17 protein-coding genes and 2 tRNA genes are annotated in these 18550 nt (G+C 68.7%); 11 read left to right on the forward strand and 8 right to left on the reverse strand.

Going from position 1 to position 18550, the window contains the following annotated elements:
- Positions 1 to 13: 13 nt before the first annotated feature.
- The 6 genes from dusB to ACYVJS_RS11765 all read left to right on the forward strand — a co-directional run bounded on the left by dusB (position 14) and on the right by ACYVJS_RS11765 (position 6935).
- The gene (gene dusB, locus ACYVJS_RS11740) at positions 14 to 1174 is read left to right on the forward strand and encodes a tRNA dihydrouridine synthase DusB (protein WP_460740112.1); all 1161 of its coding nucleotides are present in this window, start codon (positions 14 to 16) and stop codon (positions 1172 to 1174) included.
- Positions 1146 to 2525 (forward strand): deoxyguanosinetriphosphate triphosphohydrolase, encoded by a 1380-nt coding sequence (locus ACYVJS_RS11745; protein WP_460740810.1) that lies wholly within the window; start codon positions 1146 to 1148, stop codon positions 2523 to 2525. Before dusB ends, ACYVJS_RS11745 begins: the two co-directional genes overlap by 29 nt.
- Positions 2525 to 4378, forward strand: coding sequence for a DNA primase (dnaG, locus tag ACYVJS_RS11750; protein WP_460740113.1), 1854 nt, complete (start codon positions 2525 to 2527; stop codon positions 4376 to 4378). The genes ACYVJS_RS11745 and dnaG overlap by 1 nt, the downstream gene beginning before the upstream one ends.
- Positions 4379 to 4410: 32 nt before the next feature.
- Positions 4411 to 5181, forward strand: coding sequence for an ATP-binding cassette domain-containing protein (locus ACYVJS_RS11755; protein WP_460740114.1), 771 nt, complete (start codon positions 4411 to 4413; stop codon positions 5179 to 5181).
- Positions 5182 to 5233: 52 nt separating this feature from the next.
- A tRNA-Asn gene (locus ACYVJS_RS11760) sits at positions 5234 to 5306 on the forward strand.
- 222 nt (positions 5307 to 5528) lie between these two features.
- Complete coding sequence (locus tag ACYVJS_RS11765; protein WP_460740115.1) at positions 5529 to 6935, forward strand: SPFH domain-containing protein; 1407 nt, start codon at positions 5529 to 5531, stop codon at positions 6933 to 6935.
- 3 nt (positions 6936 to 6938) lie between these two features.
- Here the strand turns inward: ACYVJS_RS11765 and def are convergent, their stop codons facing one another.
- The gene (gene def / locus ACYVJS_RS11770) at positions 6939 to 7505 is read right to left on the reverse strand and encodes a peptide deformylase (RefSeq protein WP_460740116.1); all 567 of its coding nucleotides are present in this window, start codon (positions 7503 to 7505) and stop codon (positions 6939 to 6941) included.
- Positions 7506 to 7549: 44 nt separating this feature from the next.
- On the opposite strand from def, the gene ACYVJS_RS11775 reads away from it, so the two are divergent.
- Together ACYVJS_RS11775 and ACYVJS_RS11780 are read left to right on the forward strand one after the other, a co-directional pair.
- Entirely contained in the window at positions 7550 to 8545 is a 996-nt protein-coding gene (locus tag ACYVJS_RS11775; protein ID WP_344230828.1) for a DMT family transporter, read from the forward strand.
- A gap of 13 nt (positions 8546 to 8558) precedes the next feature.
- A tRNA-Ile gene (locus ACYVJS_RS11780) sits at positions 8559 to 8632 on the forward strand.
- A gap of 17 nt (positions 8633 to 8649) precedes the next feature.
- Here ACYVJS_RS11780 and ACYVJS_RS11785 read toward each other — a convergent pair.
- Positions 8650 to 8883 carry a histidine ammonia-lyase gene (locus ACYVJS_RS11785; protein ID WP_460740117.1) on the reverse strand — a complete coding sequence of 78 codons (234 nt, stop codon included), beginning with the start codon at positions 8881 to 8883 and terminating at the stop codon, positions 8650 to 8652.
- 168 nt (positions 8884 to 9051) lie between these two features.
- On the opposite strand from ACYVJS_RS11785, the gene alr reads away from it, so the two are divergent.
- The gene (alr, locus tag ACYVJS_RS11790; RefSeq protein WP_460740118.1) at positions 9052 to 10209 is read left to right on the forward strand and encodes an alanine racemase; all 1158 of its coding nucleotides are present in this window, start codon (positions 9052 to 9054) and stop codon (positions 10207 to 10209) included.
- Positions 10206 to 11165 carry a D-alanine--D-alanine ligase family protein gene (locus ACYVJS_RS11795; protein ID WP_460740119.1) on the forward strand — a complete coding sequence of 320 codons (960 nt, stop codon included), beginning with the start codon at positions 10206 to 10208 and terminating at the stop codon, positions 11163 to 11165. Before alr ends, ACYVJS_RS11795 begins: the two co-directional genes overlap by 4 nt.
- Before the next feature lie 40 nt (positions 11166 to 11205).
- Here the strand turns inward: ACYVJS_RS11795 and ACYVJS_RS11800 are convergent, their stop codons facing one another.
- Positions 11206 to 12828: an MFS transporter gene (locus ACYVJS_RS11800; RefSeq protein ID WP_460740120.1), complete on the reverse strand. Its 1623-nt coding sequence runs from the start codon at positions 12826 to 12828 to the stop codon at positions 11206 to 11208.
- Between the two features lie 242 nt (positions 12829 to 13070).
- Here ACYVJS_RS11800 and ACYVJS_RS11805 point away from each other — a divergent pair, with 242 nt between their 5' ends.
- Positions 13071 to 13574 carry a DUF3145 domain-containing protein gene (locus ACYVJS_RS11805; protein WP_460740121.1) on the forward strand — a complete coding sequence of 168 codons (504 nt, stop codon included), beginning with the start codon at positions 13071 to 13073 and terminating at the stop codon, positions 13572 to 13574.
- Between the two features lie 133 nt (positions 13575 to 13707).
- Here ACYVJS_RS11805 and ACYVJS_RS11810 read toward each other — a convergent pair whose 3' ends face one another.
- From ACYVJS_RS11810 to ACYVJS_RS11830, 5 genes are all read right to left on the reverse strand, one after another.
- A complete protein-coding gene (locus ACYVJS_RS11810) occupies positions 13708 to 14946 on the reverse strand; it encodes a beta-ketoacyl-[acyl-carrier-protein] synthase family protein (protein WP_460740122.1) in 1239 nt (412 codons plus the stop codon).
- A 55-nt stretch (positions 14947 to 15001) separates the two neighbouring features.
- A complete protein-coding gene (locus ACYVJS_RS11815; RefSeq protein ID WP_019182110.1) occupies positions 15002 to 15250 on the reverse strand; it encodes an acyl carrier protein in 249 nt (82 codons plus the stop codon).
- A gap of 68 nt (positions 15251 to 15318) precedes the next feature.
- Positions 15319 to 16323 (reverse strand): beta-ketoacyl-ACP synthase III, encoded by a 1005-nt coding sequence (locus ACYVJS_RS11820; RefSeq protein WP_460740123.1) that lies wholly within the window; start codon positions 16321 to 16323, stop codon positions 15319 to 15321.
- Positions 16320 to 17240 (reverse strand): ACP S-malonyltransferase, encoded by a 921-nt coding sequence (locus ACYVJS_RS11825; protein WP_460740124.1) that lies wholly within the window; start codon positions 17238 to 17240, stop codon positions 16320 to 16322. Before ACYVJS_RS11825 ends, ACYVJS_RS11820 begins: the two co-directional genes overlap by 4 nt.
- Before the next feature lie 85 nt (positions 17241 to 17325).
- Positions 17326 to 18549, reverse strand: coding sequence for a PucR family transcriptional regulator (locus ACYVJS_RS11830; protein ID WP_137416865.1), 1224 nt, complete (start codon positions 18547 to 18549; stop codon positions 17326 to 17328).
- Between the last annotated feature and the right edge of the window lies 1 nt (position 18550).

An 18550-nucleotide genomic window follows, 5' to 3' on the forward strand; every position in this document is an offset into this window, starting at 1 on the left:
GGAGAATGATCTGGTGACCACGACAATCGCCCCCGCGCGCCCCCTGCGGCTCGGCCCCATCGAGGTCGAGGTGCCAGTGGTCCTCGCACCTATGGCGGGCATTACCAACACGGCGTTTCGTCGGTTGTGCCGTGAGTACGGCGCGGGACTCTACGTGAGCGAGATGATCACCTCGCGTGCTCTGGTAGAGCGCAACGACACGACCATGCGCCTTATCCGCCATCACGAATCCGAGACACCGCGCTCGGTGCAGCTCTACGGTGTCGACCCCGCGACCGTGGGAGCCGCCGCGCGGCTGCTCGCGGACGAAGACCGCGCCGATCACATCGATCTGAACTTCGGTTGTCCCGTTCCCAAGGTCACGCGCAAGGGCGGCGGAGCGGCGCTGCCGTGGAAGAGCGGGCTGTTCGGCGACATCGTGCGCGCAGCCGTACAGGGCGCGGGCGACATCCCCGTGACCGTGAAGATGCGCAAAGGCATCGACGACGATCACCTCACCTATCTCGATGCGGCCCGGATCGCGGAGGACGCGGGTGTCGCGGCGATCGCGTTGCACGCGCGCACCGCGTCGCAGTTCTACTCGGGAAACGCCGACTGGGACGCGATCGGAACGCTGAAGCAGACCATTACGAGCGTGCCGGTGCTGGGCAACGGCGACATCTGGTCGGCGGAGGACGCCGTGCGGATGGTCGAGCACACCGGCTGCGACGGCGTCGTGGTGGGGCGCGGCTGCCTCGGGCGTCCGTGGCTCTTCGGCGACCTGGCCCGCGCGTTCGGCGGCGGTGCTGGTACGCAGCCCGTCGATGCGACGCTCGGTTTCGTGGCGGACGCTTTCCGCCGTCACGCGGAGCTGCTCGTGGAGTTCTTCGAGGACGAGGACCGCGGATGCCGGGATATCCGCAAGCACGTGGCGTGGTACTTCAAGGGGTATCCCGTCGGAGGCGACATCCGCGCGCGCCTGGCGACGGCGTCGTCGCTCGAGGAGATCGACGACCTCCTCGGCACGCTGGAGCTCGACGCGCCGTACCCGGGTGAAGCGGCGGAGGGTCAGCGCGGCCGCGCGGGAACGCCGAAGCGCCCTGCGCTTCCCGAGGGATGGCTGGAGAGTCGAGAGCTGGCAACGGATGCTGCCGGCGCGCTGGCGGATGCGGAGCTCGACCACAGTGGCGGCTGAACGATCGGTGACGGGGACGCGCCCCGACGGCTATGAGGCGAGCGATGCCGAACGCTTCTTCGCGGAGCAGCATCGCTCGCAGCGCGACGATTTCGCCCGCGACCGCGCTCGAGTCCTCCACTCCGCCTCGCTGCGACGGCTGGCGGCCAAGACACAGGTGCTCTCTCCCGCGAGCCCGGCCGATTTCGCGCGCAACCGATTGACGCACTCGCTGGAGGTCGCCCAGGTGGGGCGCGAGCTGGCGACCGCCTTGCAGCTCGCACCGGATGTCGTGGACACGGCGTGCCTGAGCCACGACCTCGGTCATCCGCCTTTCGGGCACAACGGAGAGCGTGCGCTCAACGATTGGGCCGAGGACATCGGTGGTTTCGAGGGCAATGCCCAGACGCTGCGCATCCTGACCCGTCTCGAGTCGAAGGTGATCTCGGACGACGGCCACAGCTACGGGCTCAATCTGACGCGCGCCAGCCTCGACGCGACCTGCAAGTACCCGTGGACGATCGACAACCCCGTTCCCGATCCGGGTGGGCGACTGAAGTTCGGTGTCTACCCCGACGACGAACCCGTCTTCCGCTGGATGCGCCAGGGCGCGCCGGGACGGGTGCGCTGCATCGAGGCAGAGGTCATGGACCTCTCCGATGACATCGCCTACTCGGTGCACGACTTCGAGGACGCCGTCATCAACGGATATCTCGACCCCGGCCGCCTCTCGGACCCGCGTCAGCACACGGCGCTGCTGAGCGCCATCCAGACGTGGGTCGGCTACGACTTCACGCGCGACGAGCTCGAGGACGCCCTCTACCGCCTCACCAGCCTGCCGGAGTGGATCGCGTCCTTCGACGGCACGCGCGCGGCGCACGCGCGGCTGAAGAACCTCACCTCCGACCTGATCGGCCGTTTCGCGCGCGCCGCGACCGCGGCGACACGCGAGGCGTACGACGCGCCGGCGTTGACGCGGTACAACGGCCACGTCGTCGTCCCGCGCGTGGTCGAGGCCGAGATGGCGGTGCTCAAAGGCACGATCGGGGCGTTCGTCGTCACGATCGAGGGGCGCAAGGGGCTCTACCGCGAACAGCGTCGTCTGCTGAAGCGACTCGCGACGGCCCTCTGGGAGGCGCCGGAGCATCTTGACGCTCTGCACGCGGAGGATTTCGCCCGAGCGGACAGCGACAGTGCTCGCCGCCGCGTGATCGTCGATCAGGTGGCGAGTCTGACCGACCGTTTCGCACTCGGCTGGCACCACCGGCTGGTGGGGGAGATCGACACCGAGACGCTCGATGTCTGGATGCCGGGAGGGCGAACGATCGCTCGCTCCCTGTACGCCCTTCCCGAGCCCCTCGAGGGTCTCTGATGCCGGGGCGCATCGCGCAGGCCGACGTCGAGGAGGTGAAGGCCCGCACGAACATCGCCGACATCGTGGGGGAGCGCGTTGCGCTCAAGTCCGCGGGCGTCGGCTCACTCAAGGGGCTGTGCCCGTTCCACGACGAGAAGAGTCCCAGCTTCCACGTGCGACCGCAGGTGGGGTTCTATCACTGCTTCGGATGCGGCGAGTCCGGCGACGTGTACACGTTCCTGCGGCGGATGGACCACCTGACGTTCACGGAGGCCGTCGAGCGTCTCGCGGGACGCATCGGCTACACGCTTCACTACGAGGAGGGTGGCGCAGCGCCGGAGACGTCCGGACGCGCCCGTCTCTACGCGGCGAATGCTGCGGCGGCCGAGTTCTTCCGCGCGCAGCTGCTGACTCCCGAGGCCGAGGTCGGACGCCGTTTCCTCGGTGAGCGGGGATTCGATGCGGGCGCCGCCGCGCACTTCGGCGTCGGATTTGCGCCGCCGGGATGGTCCGGGATGCTCGACGCGCTGACGGCGAAGGGCTTCACCAAGGAGGAGTTGCTGACGGCGGGCCTCGTCTCCCAGGGGCAGCGCGGCGTCTACGACCGATTCCGCGGTCGGGTCGTCTGGCCCATCCGCGATGTCACCGGTGAGGTACTCGGCTTCGGTGCGCGACGCCTGCTCGAGGACGACAAAGGGCCGAAGTACCTCAACACGCCCGAGACGCCGATCTATCGCAAGTCGCAGGTGCTCTACGGCATCGACCTCGCGAAGCGCGACATGGCCCGCGGTGAGAAGCGTCGGGTCATCGTCGTCGAGGGCTACACCGACGTCATGGCGTGCCACCTGGCCGGGCTCACCACCGCGGTCGCTACCTGTGGCACGGCGTTCGGCGGCGATCATATGAAGGTGCTGCGCCGCATCATAGGCGACGACGCGGCCGCCGAGATCGTCTTCACCTTCGATCCGGATGCGGCCGGCCAGAAGGCGGCGGTGCGCGCATTCGCCGAGACGCGCACGGCGAACGTGCAGAGCTTCGTGGCCGTGGGGCCGGCGGATCTCGATCCGTGCGATCTGCGGTTGGCCCGCGGTGACGGCGCGGTGCGCGCCCTGATGGACACCAAGATTCCGATGTTCGAGTTCGTCATCGACCAGCGACTCGCCGGGCTCGACCTGCGTACGGTCGAGGGGCGGCTCGCGGGCCTGAACCTCGCTGCCCCGTTGCTGGCGGAGATCCGTGACGAGCCGCTTCGCCGGCGCTATGAGCACGTCCTCGCGCGGCGGCTCGGGGAGGATCTGAAGGACGTCCACCGTGAGGTGGCCCGACAGCGAGCGCGCGCTGCGGGCGCGCCGGAGCCCGCAGCCGCCCCGGCTGCGCAGCCCGACGCCCCACTCCCGCCGGCGGTGCGCGTCACGCTGGCCTCGTTGCCGCGTTCCGCCGATCTGGAGCGCGACGCGGTGATGGGCTTCTTGCAGTACGGGCACCGTCTCGATCCCGCAGAGTTGCGTGCGGCCCTCGACGAGACGTTCCAGCATCCGGCGCTCGAGGCGGTGCGATCGAGCATCGCCGCGGTTCCGGACCACTCTCGTCCGGGATGGGCGGCCGCGGCCGTCGACGCCGTGAGGGAGCCGTACCGCTCGCTGGCCGCCGAACTGCTGACGGGCGAGTTTCCGGCGCGCGACGAAGAGCACGCGGTGATCTCGGCCCGGGACCTGGCCCTGCGGATCCGGTTGCGTGGCATCGACCGGCAGAAGCAGGAGCTGGTGGGAGACATCCAGCGCCTCGCCCCCGATTCACCGGAGGGGCGAGAGGTGCGGTTGCGGCTGCGCGAATTGGATGCCGCGCGACTGCGGCTGACCCTCGATCAGTAGCGATTCGGACGCTCAACGTGCAGGATGACTCCATGGATCAGCCCGCGTTCAGCATCGATTGCAGCGACATCTCGCTCGCTCACGCCGGCAGCGAAGAGCGTGTAATCGATGGGATTTCCTTCCGCCTCGAGCGTGGAGCCGCCCTCATCCTCGTCGGTTCGACGGGTTCGGGAAAGTCGACGCTTGCGGCCGTGCTGGCCGGGCACGCCGACGAGGGCGTCCACGTCGTCGGCGGCGACGCGGTGGTCGAGGGGGTGTCCGTGCGGCATGGCGGCCGCCGCCGTCGCGCCCTCCCGGTCTTCGCGGGATACCTCGGGCAGCAGGACGGCGCCCAGCTGCCGCCCCGACTCACGGTCGCGGAGATCGTGGCGGAACCGGTGACCAGCCGTGCGCGGCGGGTGAATGCTCGTGCACTCGAGTTGCGGGTGGTGACGCTGCTCGACGAGCTCGGTCTGAGCATCGGGGCGGCGTCCAAGTTCCCGTACGAGCTGAGTTCGGGGATGCGCCAACGTGTCGCGATCGCTCGAGCACTCGTGCTCGATCCGCGTCTCGTTGTCGCCGACGAGCCGATGGCGAATCTCGATGTCGAAGGACGGGAGTTGGTGCGAACCGCCTTCGAGAACCGGCGTCGGGAGCGGGGGACGTCGCTGCTGCTCGTGGCCAACGAGGCCGAGACGCTCGCGAGCTTCGATGCCGATGTGCTCGTGATACAGGGCGGTCATGCGGTCGGATTCGGACACGGCGTGAAGAGGATTCAATGGACGCCCTCGTCGTCGGCGGATCGTCGCCTCGTGTCGTCGTGAGCCCGCGGAGTTTGCTACGATAGTCGGGTTGCCTTCGCAAGAGGGACAGCATTCCTCGGTAGCTCAATTGGCAGAGCAATCGGCTGTTAACCGATAGGTTCTTGGTTCGAGTCCAAGCCGGGGAGCGAGAGTACTGCGTTATCTACCGCAGCTCTCACCTGAGACCCGGGCTTCCACCCCGGGTCTTTTTTCATGCCCTGCTTCGCTTCTCGACAGCACCGTGCCCCGTGGCGCAACGAGGTGCCGCGTTCGTCCACAACCGGCTCGGCTCGGTCATAGCCGCTGGATAGGGTGAGGGGGAGGCGCTTCGGGGTGAGGCGTCCGACGCTGCCACCGGAAGGACGCACATGGATATCGCCGCACTCGGAGCAATGGGACTGTTGGCTATCGTCGGCGGAATCGTTCTCGTCGTCCTCCTGGTGATCGTCTTGATCCTGATCCGGGCGTGGTACCGCGTGGCGAAGGCGGACGAAGCACTCGTGATCGTCGGTAAGAAGCAGCGCACCACCAGCGGCGACTCGCGCATCACCGTGATCACCGGTGGCGGCGCGATCGTGAATCCGCTCACCCAGCGCGGCGAGATGATCTCGCTCCGCGCCCGCCAGATCAAGATGGAGCCGACCGCGCAGTCCTCCAACGGCGTCACCGTCAACGTCAGCGGTGTGGCGCTGGTGAAGATCGGTTCCGACCCCGAGTCTGTGCGGCGTGCAGCCGAGCGCTTCGCCTCGCAGGACAAGGCGATCGAGCAGTTCACGACCGAGCAGCTCGAGGGCGCACTGCGCGGGGTCGTGGCAACTCTGACCGTCGAAGAGCTCATGCGCGACCGGCAGCGTCTGTCGGACCAGATCGCCGAGGGCATCAAGAACGATCTGTCGTCACAGGGGCTCATCCTCGACTCGTTCCAGATCCAGGGCATCACCGACCAGAACGGCTACATCTCAGCCCTCGGCGCCACCGAGGTCGAGCGCGTCAAGCGTGAGGCCGAAGTCGCCAGGATCAATGCCGAGCGCGAGATCCGGGCACGTCAGATCGCCACGCAGGAGGCGAACCTGATCGAACAGACGGCGCTTGACAAGAACACCGCCGCGGCGCAGGCCGAGGTCGGTCGCGCGAACGCGGAGGCGGAGCAGGCGGAGGCGCTCGCCCGAGCCGAGCGCCAGCAGGCGGTTCTGCTGCAGGAGGCCGAGAACAAGCAGGCCCGACTCGATGCCGACATCAAGAAGGTGGCCGACGCCAACCTCTACGAGCGCGAGCGTGCGGCCGACGCCGACGCGTACGCGAAGGTCAAGGCCGCTCAGGCGCAGGCGCAGATCGCCGAGCAGGATGCGGCTGCCACGCGACTGCGTGCCGATGCCGACGCCGACGCCGTGCGGGCCGAGGGTGAAGCGCGTGCCGCGGCGATCGAGGCCGAGGCCGAGGCGCTCAGCCGCAACCAGCAGGCGCTGCTCGCGCAGCGCGCACTCGAAGCGCTTGTGCCGATGATGACCGAGTTCGCGAAGGGCTACGACAAGGTCGGCTCCATCACGGTTCTCGGTGGCGAAGGAGCCAGCAGCCATCTCGCGGCGGAGTCCGCGCAGGGCCTGCGCGCCACCTTTGACGCAGTGAAGGTCGCGACCGGCCTCGACCTCGCCGAGATCATCCAGGGCCGTGTCGTGGGTCAGGCGATGGGCGAGCAGCTTCAGGGCGCGACGCCGCAGGTCCAGCACACACCGCCCGCACCGCCGGCGGCCGGGCAGTCGGCAGAAGAAGCCTGAGCCTCAGCCCTCGAGGTCGTCGACGCCCGGGAGCCAGGACGCTCCCGGGCGTCCCCATCCGCGCTTGCGGGCGATCTTCTGCGTCGTCTTCCAGTCCGAGTCACTGAGGCGATCGACGTAGAGGACGCCGTCGAGGTGATCGAACTCGTGCTGCAGGATGCGGGCGCGCCAGCCGTCGACCTCGATGGACACCGGACGGCCTTCGAGGTCGGTTCCCGTCACGCGGACCCGCTCCGAGCGGCGCAGGGGGAAGCGTTCGCCAGGAAAGGAGAGGCAGCCTTCGGACTCTTCGTCCTCGTCCGGATCGCCGGGGATGAGAGGGGTCATCCACAATTCGGGGTTGATGATCTCGCCGCGCCACTCGGCGCCTTCGTCGTCCTGGTACGTGTAGGTGAAGATGCGCAGGCCCACACCGACCTGGGGTGCGGCCAGACCGACGCCGGGTGCCGCATCCATCGTTTCGTACATGTCGGCGACCAGGGTGCGGATCTCATCGGTCACCTCCTCGACGGGGGAGGCGGGGGAGTGGAGGACGGGATCGCCCATGATGCGAATCGGAAGGACAGCCACGTGTCTGAGCCTACCCAGCGCACACCGGAGGTTAGGGTCATAGGGTGCTCCCAGCGGAAGTGATCCTGAACGATGTCGCCAACGACCTCGTCGGCGTCTTCCGTGACCCGGGCATCCTCATCGGCATCCCGATCGCCTTGCTCGGCGCGGTGTTCATGTCGCTCGGCGCGCAGTACCAGCACCGTGGTGTGGTCAAGGTCGAACGGCTCGCGAACGCGTCGGGTGCGAGTGGGCTCAGCGGAGGACAGCTTCTGCAGCTCCTGCGGCGGCCGTCGTGGGTTGCCGGCACGGTGATGCTCGGCTTGGGGATCACCTGTCAGTTGACCGCGCTGGCCTTCGCGCCGCTGATCCTGGTGCAGCCGCTAGGGGCGGTGTCGCTCGTGATCACAACGCTGCTCAATGCGAGGATCTCGGGACATAAGCCGACCAAGGCGTCGGTGCGCTCGATCATCGCATGCGTGGGCGGCATCCTCATCTTCGTCACCATCGCGGCCTTCGTCGCGACGGAGCAGCCCATCTCGCAGTCGGAGCTTCTGACGATCCTCGGGCTGCTCGCGGTCGTCGTCGTCCTGACCGCCCTGGCATGGTGGCTGTGGATGCGCAAGCACGCGCGTCCGCTCTTCTACATCGTCGCCGCGGGGGTCCTCTACGCGTTCGTCGCCACCCTCGCGAAAGTCGTGATCAAGAACATCCAGGAAGGCGACTTCGGCTGGCTCTCGATCCTGTGCATCGTGGGGCTGCTGGTCGCCGTGACGCTCGGTGCCTACTTCGTGCAGACCGCGTACTCGGTGGGGCCGCCTGACCTGGTCATCGCGGGGCTCACCGTCATCGATCCGATCGTGGCGGTCGTCATCGGCCTCGTCATCCTCCAGGAGGCGGCCACCGCCGGCGTCTGGGCGATCGCGGGCTTCGTGGTCGCCGGTCTCATCGCGATCTACGGCGTGTTCTCTCTGACCCGCAACCACCCGCAGGTCATCAGCGACAGTCAGGAGCTGCCTCTGCAGCGAGGCAGCCGCGGAGACACTGCGCCGCCGCGATAAGCTTTCGGCACAGGGGGCGGTGGCCAAGCTGGTCAAGGCAGCGGGCTCATAACCCGACGATCGTGGGTTCAAGTCCCACCCGCCCTACGCGCCTCATCGAGGGTTCAGTTCGGTGACCCGCCCGGATGGGCCGCGTTCCCCGAACCGTGAAGGTGGCCGGTCTGCGGGTCGATCCAGTTTCCGGAGCCGGTCATTCTGTGCCAGCGCTTGTGGAACGCCAGGTCGGTGTGTTCGGCTTCCGCGACGACCGCTCCGCACAGATCGCAGATGTGCAGGATCACGACCTCCTCCGCTGCGGTCCTCACCGTGATCGATCCCGACGGGAATGTGACGCCCATGAGGTTCCCTTCGCTTCGTGACCGACCGGCAGGGTCGGGTTCGAGATTGTCATCACCCTAGAGGACGGGGCGTCGCCGATCGTCGGTGAGTTCCACGGACCGTCTGTATCGCGAACGTATCGAGAACTGCATACGACGCGGTGACGAGCGCATGGATTGACTCTGATTGTGCCGAACGCCTCACAACCCCGCGCTGATGCGGTCATGTCGGCCCCGGAGTTGCGCGTGGACGAGGACGCGATCCGAGCCAACACGCGGTACTTCACCCGTCTCACCTGCGACCGCGTGATGGCGGTGCTGAAAGCAGACGCGTTCGGGCACGGTCCCATCGCGTCCGCGGTGGTCGAGGAGGGTGCGACCTCGCTCGGGGTCGCATCGATCGACGAGGCGCTCGCCCTTCGACGCAGCAGCGTCGACGTCCCGATCCTGAGCTGGCTGAACGCGATGGATGCCGACTTCGCATCGGCTGTGTCGGAGCGTATCGACCTCGGCGTGGCCAGTGTCGAGGCGCTGCATGCCATCACACGCGCTGCGCGCCGCCTCGGCCGCCCGGCCCGTCTGCACCTGCACGTTGACTTGGGTATGAGTCGCGACGGTGCACCCGCATCCGAGTGGCGGAGCCTTTGCGAACTCGCTCGGATGGCTGAGCGCGAGGGGCATGTCCAGGTGATCGGCCTCATGGGTCATATGTCGTGCGCCGACCGTCCGGATGATCCGCAGAACGTCCGCGAGCGGGTTCTCTTCGGAGCCGCGATCCGCAGCGCTCGACACAGGGGCCTTGCGCCCACTGTCTCGCATCTCGCGGCGACGGCGGCCACGATCACAGGCGTCGGCGGCGACCACGATCTGCACCGCATCGGCGCGGGGCTGTACGGAATCGATCCCTCGCAGACGTCGCACGAGCTGCGTTTCGCTCTCTCGCTGCACGCACCGGTCGTGAGCGTGCGTCGGGTCGGTGCGCGGGTGAGCGTCGGCTACGGTGCCCGTTTCACCACCGACCGCCCCACGCACCTGGCTCTGCTCCCTCTGGGATATGCGGACGGATTGCCGCGCGCGGCCTCCCACCGGGCCGAGGTCTTCGTCCGGGGTCGCCGTCGTCCGATCGTCGGCCTGATCTCCATGGACATGGCGGTCATCGACACTGGCGACGACGTGCTGAGCCCGGGGGAGACCGTGACGTTCTTCGGCCCGGGGGACGCGGGAGAGCCCACCGTGTCGGACTGGGCGCGATGGTCGGACACCATCGAACACGAGATCGTCACGCGGATCGGTGCACGCGTGTCACGCGTGCACCGCCGCGCACACGTCGAAGGGAACCGTGAATGACCACACTCCGGCAACGAAGGGTCGCCGTCATCGGCGGCGGAGCGAACGACGAGCACGAGGTGTCGCTCGCGTCGGCTGCCGCGGTGGCGCGAGCGGCGCGAGAGCTGGGTGACGACGTCTGCGAGCTGACCATCGACCGGGGCGGGCAGTGGCGCGCCGCCGACGGATCGCTCACGCCGGCTGATGCCGTACGAGTTCTCGACGGCTGCGACGTCGTGTTCCCGGCCCTGCACGGGGTGAACGGCGAGGACGGTGCGATCGCCGGCCTCCTCACGATGCTGGGCATCCCGTTCGTGGGCTCAGCGGTGCGTGCCGGTGCGTTGGCGATGGACAAGTGGGCGATGAAGCTGGTCGCCGCTGCCCTCGGGGTGGCGACGGCGCCGGGGATCCTGATCGAGGCGGGTGATGCGGTCCCGGTCATTCCCCTTGCTGCGCCCTTCGTGGTGAAGCCGACCTCGGGAGGCTCGAGCAACGGGGTCTCGCTGGTCTCGGATGCGGCGGATCTGGCGGTGGCGATCGAACGGGCCCGCTGCGCCGGGGCCAGCGTGCTGGTGGAGCCTTTCATCACCGGACGGGAGGTGGATATTGCCGTCTTCCGCGGCCGATCGGGCGCATTGCGGGTCGGTGAACCGCTCGAGATCGCCGTCGCCGAGCGCGCCGTGTTCGACCATGCCGCGAAGTACGACGGCAGCGCACCGTTCATCATCCCCGCACGTGTGAGCTCGGACGAGTTGGAGGTGTTGGAGCGGGATGCGGTGCGTCTCTACGACGCACTCGGATGCGCGGGTGCCGCACGCTTCGATTTCTTCGTCACCGGGCGTGGTGTCGTGCTCAACGAGGTCAACACCACTCCGGGGCTGACCGAGCATTCGCAAGTGCCGCGCATGTTCGCCGCCGTCGGGCTCGGCTACACAGCCCTGATCGACCAGTTGCTCGACGCAGCTGTCGCACGGTGAGCGGGCGGCCGGTCGCCCCTATTCGCGAGACGTGCCCCGGTCACGCGGAGCGCGACGCGGGACCGGTCGCGATCAAGTGCTCGGTGTCGACGGACATCGCGAGCATCTGCGCGTCGTGGATGACCTTCTGGTCATACCCCGTGAGCCTCTCGGCATGCTGGCTCAGATGCTCGCGCCAGCTGCCGACGTCGAAGGCCTCCACGAGCACGCCGGGCTGTTCCCGATCCGCGTAGAGCGTCCAGCTCCGTGCCCCGGTGCGACGTCGGCTGTGCTCGACGAGTTCCATCCGAGTCAGGAACTCCGCCCGGTTGTCGTCGTCGACCCGATAGCGCACGAGGACCAGCGTCTGCGCGTTCTCATCGATGTCCGCATCCGAATCGAGCTGGGGCAGGGGGAGCTCACCGCGTCCGCGGGCGATGTGTCCCGTCGCGGCGAGAGGGAGGGCGAGCTGACTCAGCCCGACGAGCACGACGATGACACCCGCGCCGAGGCAGGCCGTGACCGAGCCGGTCCAACCGGCCACGGCGCCGGCGAGCGCGGAGCCCGCCGCCGTCGAACCGAACAGCACCATCTGATAGATCGAGAGTCCGCGCGTGCGCACCCAGGTGGGCAGGAAGGACTGCACGGCGCCGTTGAGCGTTGCGATCACCCCGATCCACCCGGCGCCGCCGACGGCGAGGATGACGACGCTCAGGACGGGCCACGGCGACAGGGCGGTCCCGACCATGCTGGCGCCGAACACGAGGGCGCACAGCAGCACGGTGCGGTTGACGCCGATCGCGTCCCGTAACCGGGGCATCGTGAAAGCGCCCACGATCGAACCCGCACCGACGCCGGCCAGCAGCACGCCGTAGCCCGTCGCATCCAGTCCCAGTCGCTCGGTCGCGAGCAGCGGGAGCAGCGCGTACAGCGCCGAGGCGGGAACGATGAAGAGCCCGAGGCGCAGATAGAGCGCACGGATGATCCCCGCATTGCGGACGTAGCGCACACCCGCTCGCGTGGCATCCAGAAAGGGCTCGAACCCGTGCGGTGACGGGCGATAACCTCGCCACGCCAGCAGAACCACGAGAAAGACGGCGAAGGATGCGGCGTTCAGCGCGAAGACGAACGCCACACCCAGGAGCGAGACCAGGGCGCCTGCGATGGCGGGACCGATCGCGCGGGCGACGTTCACCGAGATCGAGCTCAACGAAGCCGCGTTCGGGATGAAGGGCGTCGGGACGATCTCAGCGGAGATCGCGCCGTATGCGGGCAGCTGCACGGCGGACGCCGCTCCGAGCACGAGGGTCAGCGCGAGCATCAGATAGGGCGACATCTCACCGCTCATCGTGAGAACGACCAGCGCGCCCCCGATGACCACCTGTGTGGCCTGCACCCAGATCAGCAGGGTCCGTCGGTTCAGGAGTTCGCCGATGACGCCGGCGGGTATCCCGAGGAGGAGGACGGGCGCGGCACTCGCCGTCTGGACGAGGGCGATGAGCAGAGGGGAACTGTGCTGTTCGACGAGGAACCACTGCGCCCCGACCGTCTGCATCCAGCTGCCGATGTTGCTGATCAGGGCCGCGATCCACAGGGCACGGAAGGCGGGCACGGTGAGCGGCGCGAGCGCGCCGACGCGCGCGGTCGCCGCGGGGACGGTCGCCGGGTCGGATGCCTCGATCATGTCTCGCCTTTCCTGCGCCCAATGACAGCCGCGCCCTCCCAGCAAAGCGCGTCCTGCCGCCGCGCGGACAGGACAGCTGACGGAAGTCCGCTCGACACGCTCGGCGGCACGTCGACATCCAGAGAGTTACAGACTTGTGATTCTCGGGTGTGCCGGAGATAATGGCCGGGACAACCGCATATCCGCAGCTCGTTCGCCGAGTCAGGTCGTAGGGGAAGACGCACCTGATGATCGGAGAGAGAATGGCTGCACACATGGCGCGCGGAGTGGTCTTCATCCACTCGGCGCCACGAGCGTTGTGTCCCCACCTCGAGTGGGCGGTCGGGCGTGTCCTCGGGCGTGCCGTGAACTTCGAGTGGTCGGATCAGCCGGTGCTGCCCGGCAGCCGGCGCGCCGAGTTCTACTGGGAAGCTCCGAACGGCACCGGTGCGGCCCTCGCGAGCGCGATGCACGGGTGGGAGCATCTGCGCTTCGAAGTGTCCGAAGATCCGAGTGCGCGCAGCGACGGCGGTCGCTGGATGCACACGCCGGACCTCGGGGTGCATTTCGCGCAGACCGATACCGCGGGCAACGTGGTGATCGGAGAAGACCGCATCCGTTACGCGATGGAGATCGCCGCGGGGGATGCGGTGGAACTGCAGCGTGAGCTCACCGTCGCCCTGGGCGGAGCATGGGACGAAGAGCTGGAGCCGTTCCGTCAGGCAGGCGACGAAGCGCCGGTGGTGTGGTTGCACAAGGTCGGCTGACCAAGACCTCGGGCGGCGGGAGCGCTGCTACCGGATGCCGGTCGACCTCGTCCCGGCGCTGGGAAGGCGCACTGCCGCCCGATACGACGAAGGCCCGGAGAGCAACCGCTCTCCGGGCCTTTCGACGTGAGGATCAGACGTTCGAGAACGCGACGACGGCGTTGTGCCCGCCGAAGCCGAACGAGTTGCTGATCGCGAGCTGGTCGCCGGAGCCCAGCGGCTGAGCCGAACCCGACACGCGGAAGGGTACGGCCGGGTCCTGCTCGGTGATGTTGATCGTGGGCGGCGCCTGCCGCTCGCTGATCGCGAGGATCGTGAAGATCGCCTCGAGCGCACCGGTGCCGCCGAGAAGGTGCCCCGTGGACGCCTTCGTCGCCGACACGGGGATCTCGTCGATGCGGTCGCCGAAGACCGCCTTGAGGGCGGTGTACTCGTTGGGGTCGCCCACGGGCGTCGACGTGGCGTGCGCATTGATGTGGGTGACGTCGTCGACCGACGCATCGGCCATCGCGAGCGCAAGCTCCACCGCTCGCGCGGCGCCGGCGCCTTCAGGATCGTTGGCGGTGATGTGGTACGAGTCGGCCGTGACACCGCCGCCGGCGACGTACGCGTAGATCTTCGCACCGCGCGCCCGAGCGTGCTCCTCGGTCTCGAGGATGAGCGCCGCGGCGCCCTCGCCCATGACGAAGCCGTCGCGGTCGATGCTGGTCGGGCGCGATGCGGTGGCGGGGTCGTCGTTGCGCTTGGAGAGCGCCTGCATGGAAGCGAACGATGCGATCGTGATGGGGTGGATGGCAGATTCGGTTCCACCGGCGATGACGACGTCGGCGAGTCCGTCACGGAGGTGCTCGATCGCATTGACGATGGACTCCGTGCTGGAGGCACACGCGCTGGCCACGGTGCGCGCGAACGCGCGGGCGCCGAAGTGCAGCGACAGGTTGCCTGCCGCAGCGTTGGGCATGAGCATCGGAACCGTCATCGGCATGACGCGACGCGGGCCCTTCTCCCGCAGAGTGTCCCACGCATCAAGAAGGGTCCAGACGCCGCCGATGCCGGTGGCGAAGTCGACGCCCAGCCGCTCCGGGGCGACCTCGGGCGCGCCGGCATCCGCCCAGGCTTCTTTGGCCGCGATGAGGGCGAACTGCGAGGACGGGTCGAGACGCTTGGCGATCGGCCGCTCCAGCACCTCTTCCGGGCGGACCTTCGCCTCTGCGGCGAACGTCACCGGGAGGGAGTACTGCTCCACCCAGTCGTGCTCGAGAGTGCGGGTGCCGGACTCTCCGTTCAGCAGGGCGGACCAGCTCTCCGGGGCCGTTCCTCCGAGGGGGGAGGAGGCTCCGATGCCGGTGACGACGATGCGGGCGGTGCTCATGTTCGGTCTCCGAGTCGGGGTGGCGGTGGGGGCTGGACGCCCCCACCGCAGGGGGTCACGCCTGGTTCGAGGTGATGTAGGTGACGGCGTCGCCGACGGTCTTGAGGTTCTTGACCTCGTCGTCGGGGATCGTGACGCCGAACTTCTCCTCGGCGTTGACGACGATCGTCATCATCGAGATGGAGTCGATGTCGAGGTCATCGGTGAAGGACTTCTCGAGCGCGACCTCGTCGGCCGAGATGCCGGTCTCGTCGGTGATGAGCTCGGCGAGTCCGGCGAGGACCTCGTCAGTGGTGAAAGCCATGATGTCTCCTTGTTCGATATGGCTGGGGGCGTTGACCGCGAATCAGTCTAGAGGCGCGGAGTCTCGGCTCACGGGAGCACGACGACCTGTGCGCCGAACACGAGACCCGCACCGAAGCCGATCTGTAGCGCGAGGCCGCCGCTGAGTTCGGGGTGCTCTTCGAGCAGGCGGTGGGTGGCGAGCGGCACCGACGCCGCCGAGGTGTTGCCCGTGGTCTCGATGTCGCGGCCGATGAGGACCGTGTCGGGCAGGCCCAGCTGCTTGGCGAACTCGTCGATGATGCGCATGTTCGCCTGGTGCGGCACGAAGGCGGCGAGATCGGATGCGGTGACGCCGGCCTCCTCGAGGGCCTGGCGTGCGACCTTCACCATCTCCCAGACGGCCCACCGGAACACGGTGGGGCCTTCCTGTCGCAGCGTCGGCCAGGGGGAGGTGCCGTCTCGGAACTCGACGAGAGTGGCGTTCATGCCCACCGCATCCGCCTTCGAGCCGTCGGATCCCCAGATGGTGGGGCCGATCGCGGGGGTGTCGCTCGGGCCGATCACGACCGCGCCGGCGCCGTCACCGAGCAGGAACGAGATCGTCCGGTCGGTGGGGTCGACCACGTCGGAGAGCTTCTCGGCGCCGATCACGACGGCGTAGTGCGCGACGCCCGCGCGGATGAGCGCATCGGCCTGGGCGACGCCGTAGGTGAAGCCGGCGCACGCGGCGTTAGAGTCGTACGCCGCCGCAGGGTTCGCCCCGATCCGGTCGGCGACGACGGCCGACATCGACGGCGTCTGGCGGACGTTGCTGATCGTCGCGACGATGACGAGGTCGATCAGCTCGGGAGAGACACCGGATCGCTCGACCGCCTCCTTCGCGGCGATCGTCGCGAGGTCGGTGGCGCTCGTGGTGGCGTTGGCTCGCACGCGCGTCACGATGCCGGTGCGCTGGCGGATCCACTCGTCGCTCGAGTTGATCGGTTCGATGAGATCGTCGTTGGGAACGGCGTTCTCGCCGCGGGCGGCGCCGTAGGAGAGGATGCGCGTGTACTGCGGACCGGTGGTCTGGCGCAGGGTGGGGGCGGTCATGCGTTGTCCTCCGAGAGCAGTGCGACGGCCGCATCCAGGTCGTCCGGGGTCTTGACGGCGACGGCGGGAACACCGCGCAGCCCGCGCTTGGCGAGACCGGTGAGGGTGCCCGCGGGAGCGAATTCGATGAGGCCGGTGACGCCCGCCGCAGCGAAGGACGCCATGTCGAGGTCCCAGCGCACGGGCGAGGCGACCTGGCCGACCAGCAGGTCGAGAGCACGGGCTCCGTCGGTCACCTCGGAGCCGTCCTTGTTCGTCCAGAGGGTCAGCGTCGGGTCGGATACGGTGAGCTCCGCCGCCGCGGACGCGAGCGTCTCGACCGCCGGCTCCATGTAGCGCGTGTGGAACGCGCCCGCGACCTGCAGGGGGACGACGCGGGTGCCGCGGGGGGCCTCCGCCGCAAGCTCGCTGAGTGCGCCGAGTGCACCGGCGGCCACGATCTGACCGCCGCCGTTGTAGTTGGCGGGGGTGAGATCCAGCTCGGCAAGGCGGGCGAGGACGGCTTCTTCGTCGCCGCCGAGGACGGCGCTCATGCCGGTCTCGGCCTGCGCGGCCGCATCCGCCATCGCGCGCCCGCGCACTCCGACCAGGCGCAGAGCGGAGACGTCGTCGATGACACCGGATGCGGCAAGGGCTGCGACCTCGCCGACCGAGTGCCCGGCGATACCGGCGGGAAGGCCGGCTGCGCGCGCGACGAGCGCGTGCCACGAGATCAGGCTGGCGGCGACGATGAGCGGCTGGGCCACCTTGGTGTCGCGGATCGCATCGGCGTCCCACTCGGTTCCTGCTGCGGCCAGGTCGACCTGGGCCGCCTCGGAGAGCTCGTTGAGCCGGGCGGCCACGCCGTCCAACTCCAGCCAGGGCGAGAGGAATCCGGGGGTTTGGGAACCCTGCCCGGGGAAGAGACCGATGATCACCGTTCTATCCTGCCAATCTCCCCGACCGGGGTATGGATGTCATGCGACAAGAAACGAGGGTTCCTTTGCAGATACCCGCCAATTATCAGCGGGGACGGCGTGTCCCGGCGGCGCGGCGGCGCGTGTTGTCGGTTCCGATGGCACCGAGAACGAGAGCGGTCTGCAGGATGAGAGCCTCACGGGGGCCGGTCGCATCCCAGCCGATGACGTCCGAGACGCGCTTGAGCCGATACCGCACGGTGTTGGGGTGCACGAAGAGTTCGCGCGCCGTCGCCTCGAGCGAGCGTCCGTTGTCGAGGTAGCTCCAGAGCGTCGTGACGAGGTCGGAGCTGTGCGCCTTGAGGGGGCGGTATATGCGTTCGACCAGGGTGTGCTTGGCGAGGGGATCTCCTGCGAGCGCGCGCTCGGGCAGCAGATCGTCGGCCTCGACGGGACGGGGCGCGTTGCGCCAGGCCCGGGCGACCGCGAAGCCGGCGAGGGCGGCGCGGGCGCTCTGCCCCGCGTCGACGAGCGCCGGCACCGTGGGGCCGAGAACGAGGTGACCGGTGCCGAAGCCGGGCTCGAGCCGCCGCGCGATCTCGGGGAAGGGCAGTTCGGACTGCTCGTCCCCGCCCGCGCGATGGTCGGCGTCGGTGCGGCCGATCACGAGGACGAGTCGGGATCCCTGGACCCCGACGAGCACATCGACGCCGAGCTTGCGGGCCATGCGGCGAAGCTGGTCGACGTCGAACTGGGGCGGGGTTGTGCCGACGAGGACGGAGACCTCGCCGTGTCCATGCCATCCCAGAGCGGCGATGCGACTCGGCAGCTCCTCGTCGGCTTCACCGGTGAGGATGGAATCGACCACGAGCGCCTCGAGGCGGGCGTCCCAGAGCCCGCGTGCCTCCGCGGCGCGCGCGTAGACGTCGGCCGCCGTGAAGGCGAGCTCGCGCGAGTAGAGCAGGATCGCCTCGCGGAGGTCCTCACCACGACCGGCCACGCGCTCTTCGGTGACCTCGACGGTCACGCGGATGAGTTGCAGCGTCTGCTGCAGGCTCACCGAACGCAGCAGCTCGCGGGGAGCCGCGGCGAAGATGTCGGCCGCGATCCACGGCGTCGCCGTCGGATCGTCGTACCACTGGATGAACGACGTGATGCCGGCCTGGGCCACGAGGCCCACCGACGACCGCCTGGCCGGCGGCATGTCGGCGTACCAGGGCAGCGTGTCCTCGAGGCGCTTGAGAGTGACCGTGGCCAGATCCCCGGAGATGCGTCGCAACCAGGCGAGTGTCTCCGTCTTGTCCGACGACGACTCCGGGGATCGGCTCATT

This window comes from Microbacterium neimengense (assembly GCF_054782995.1).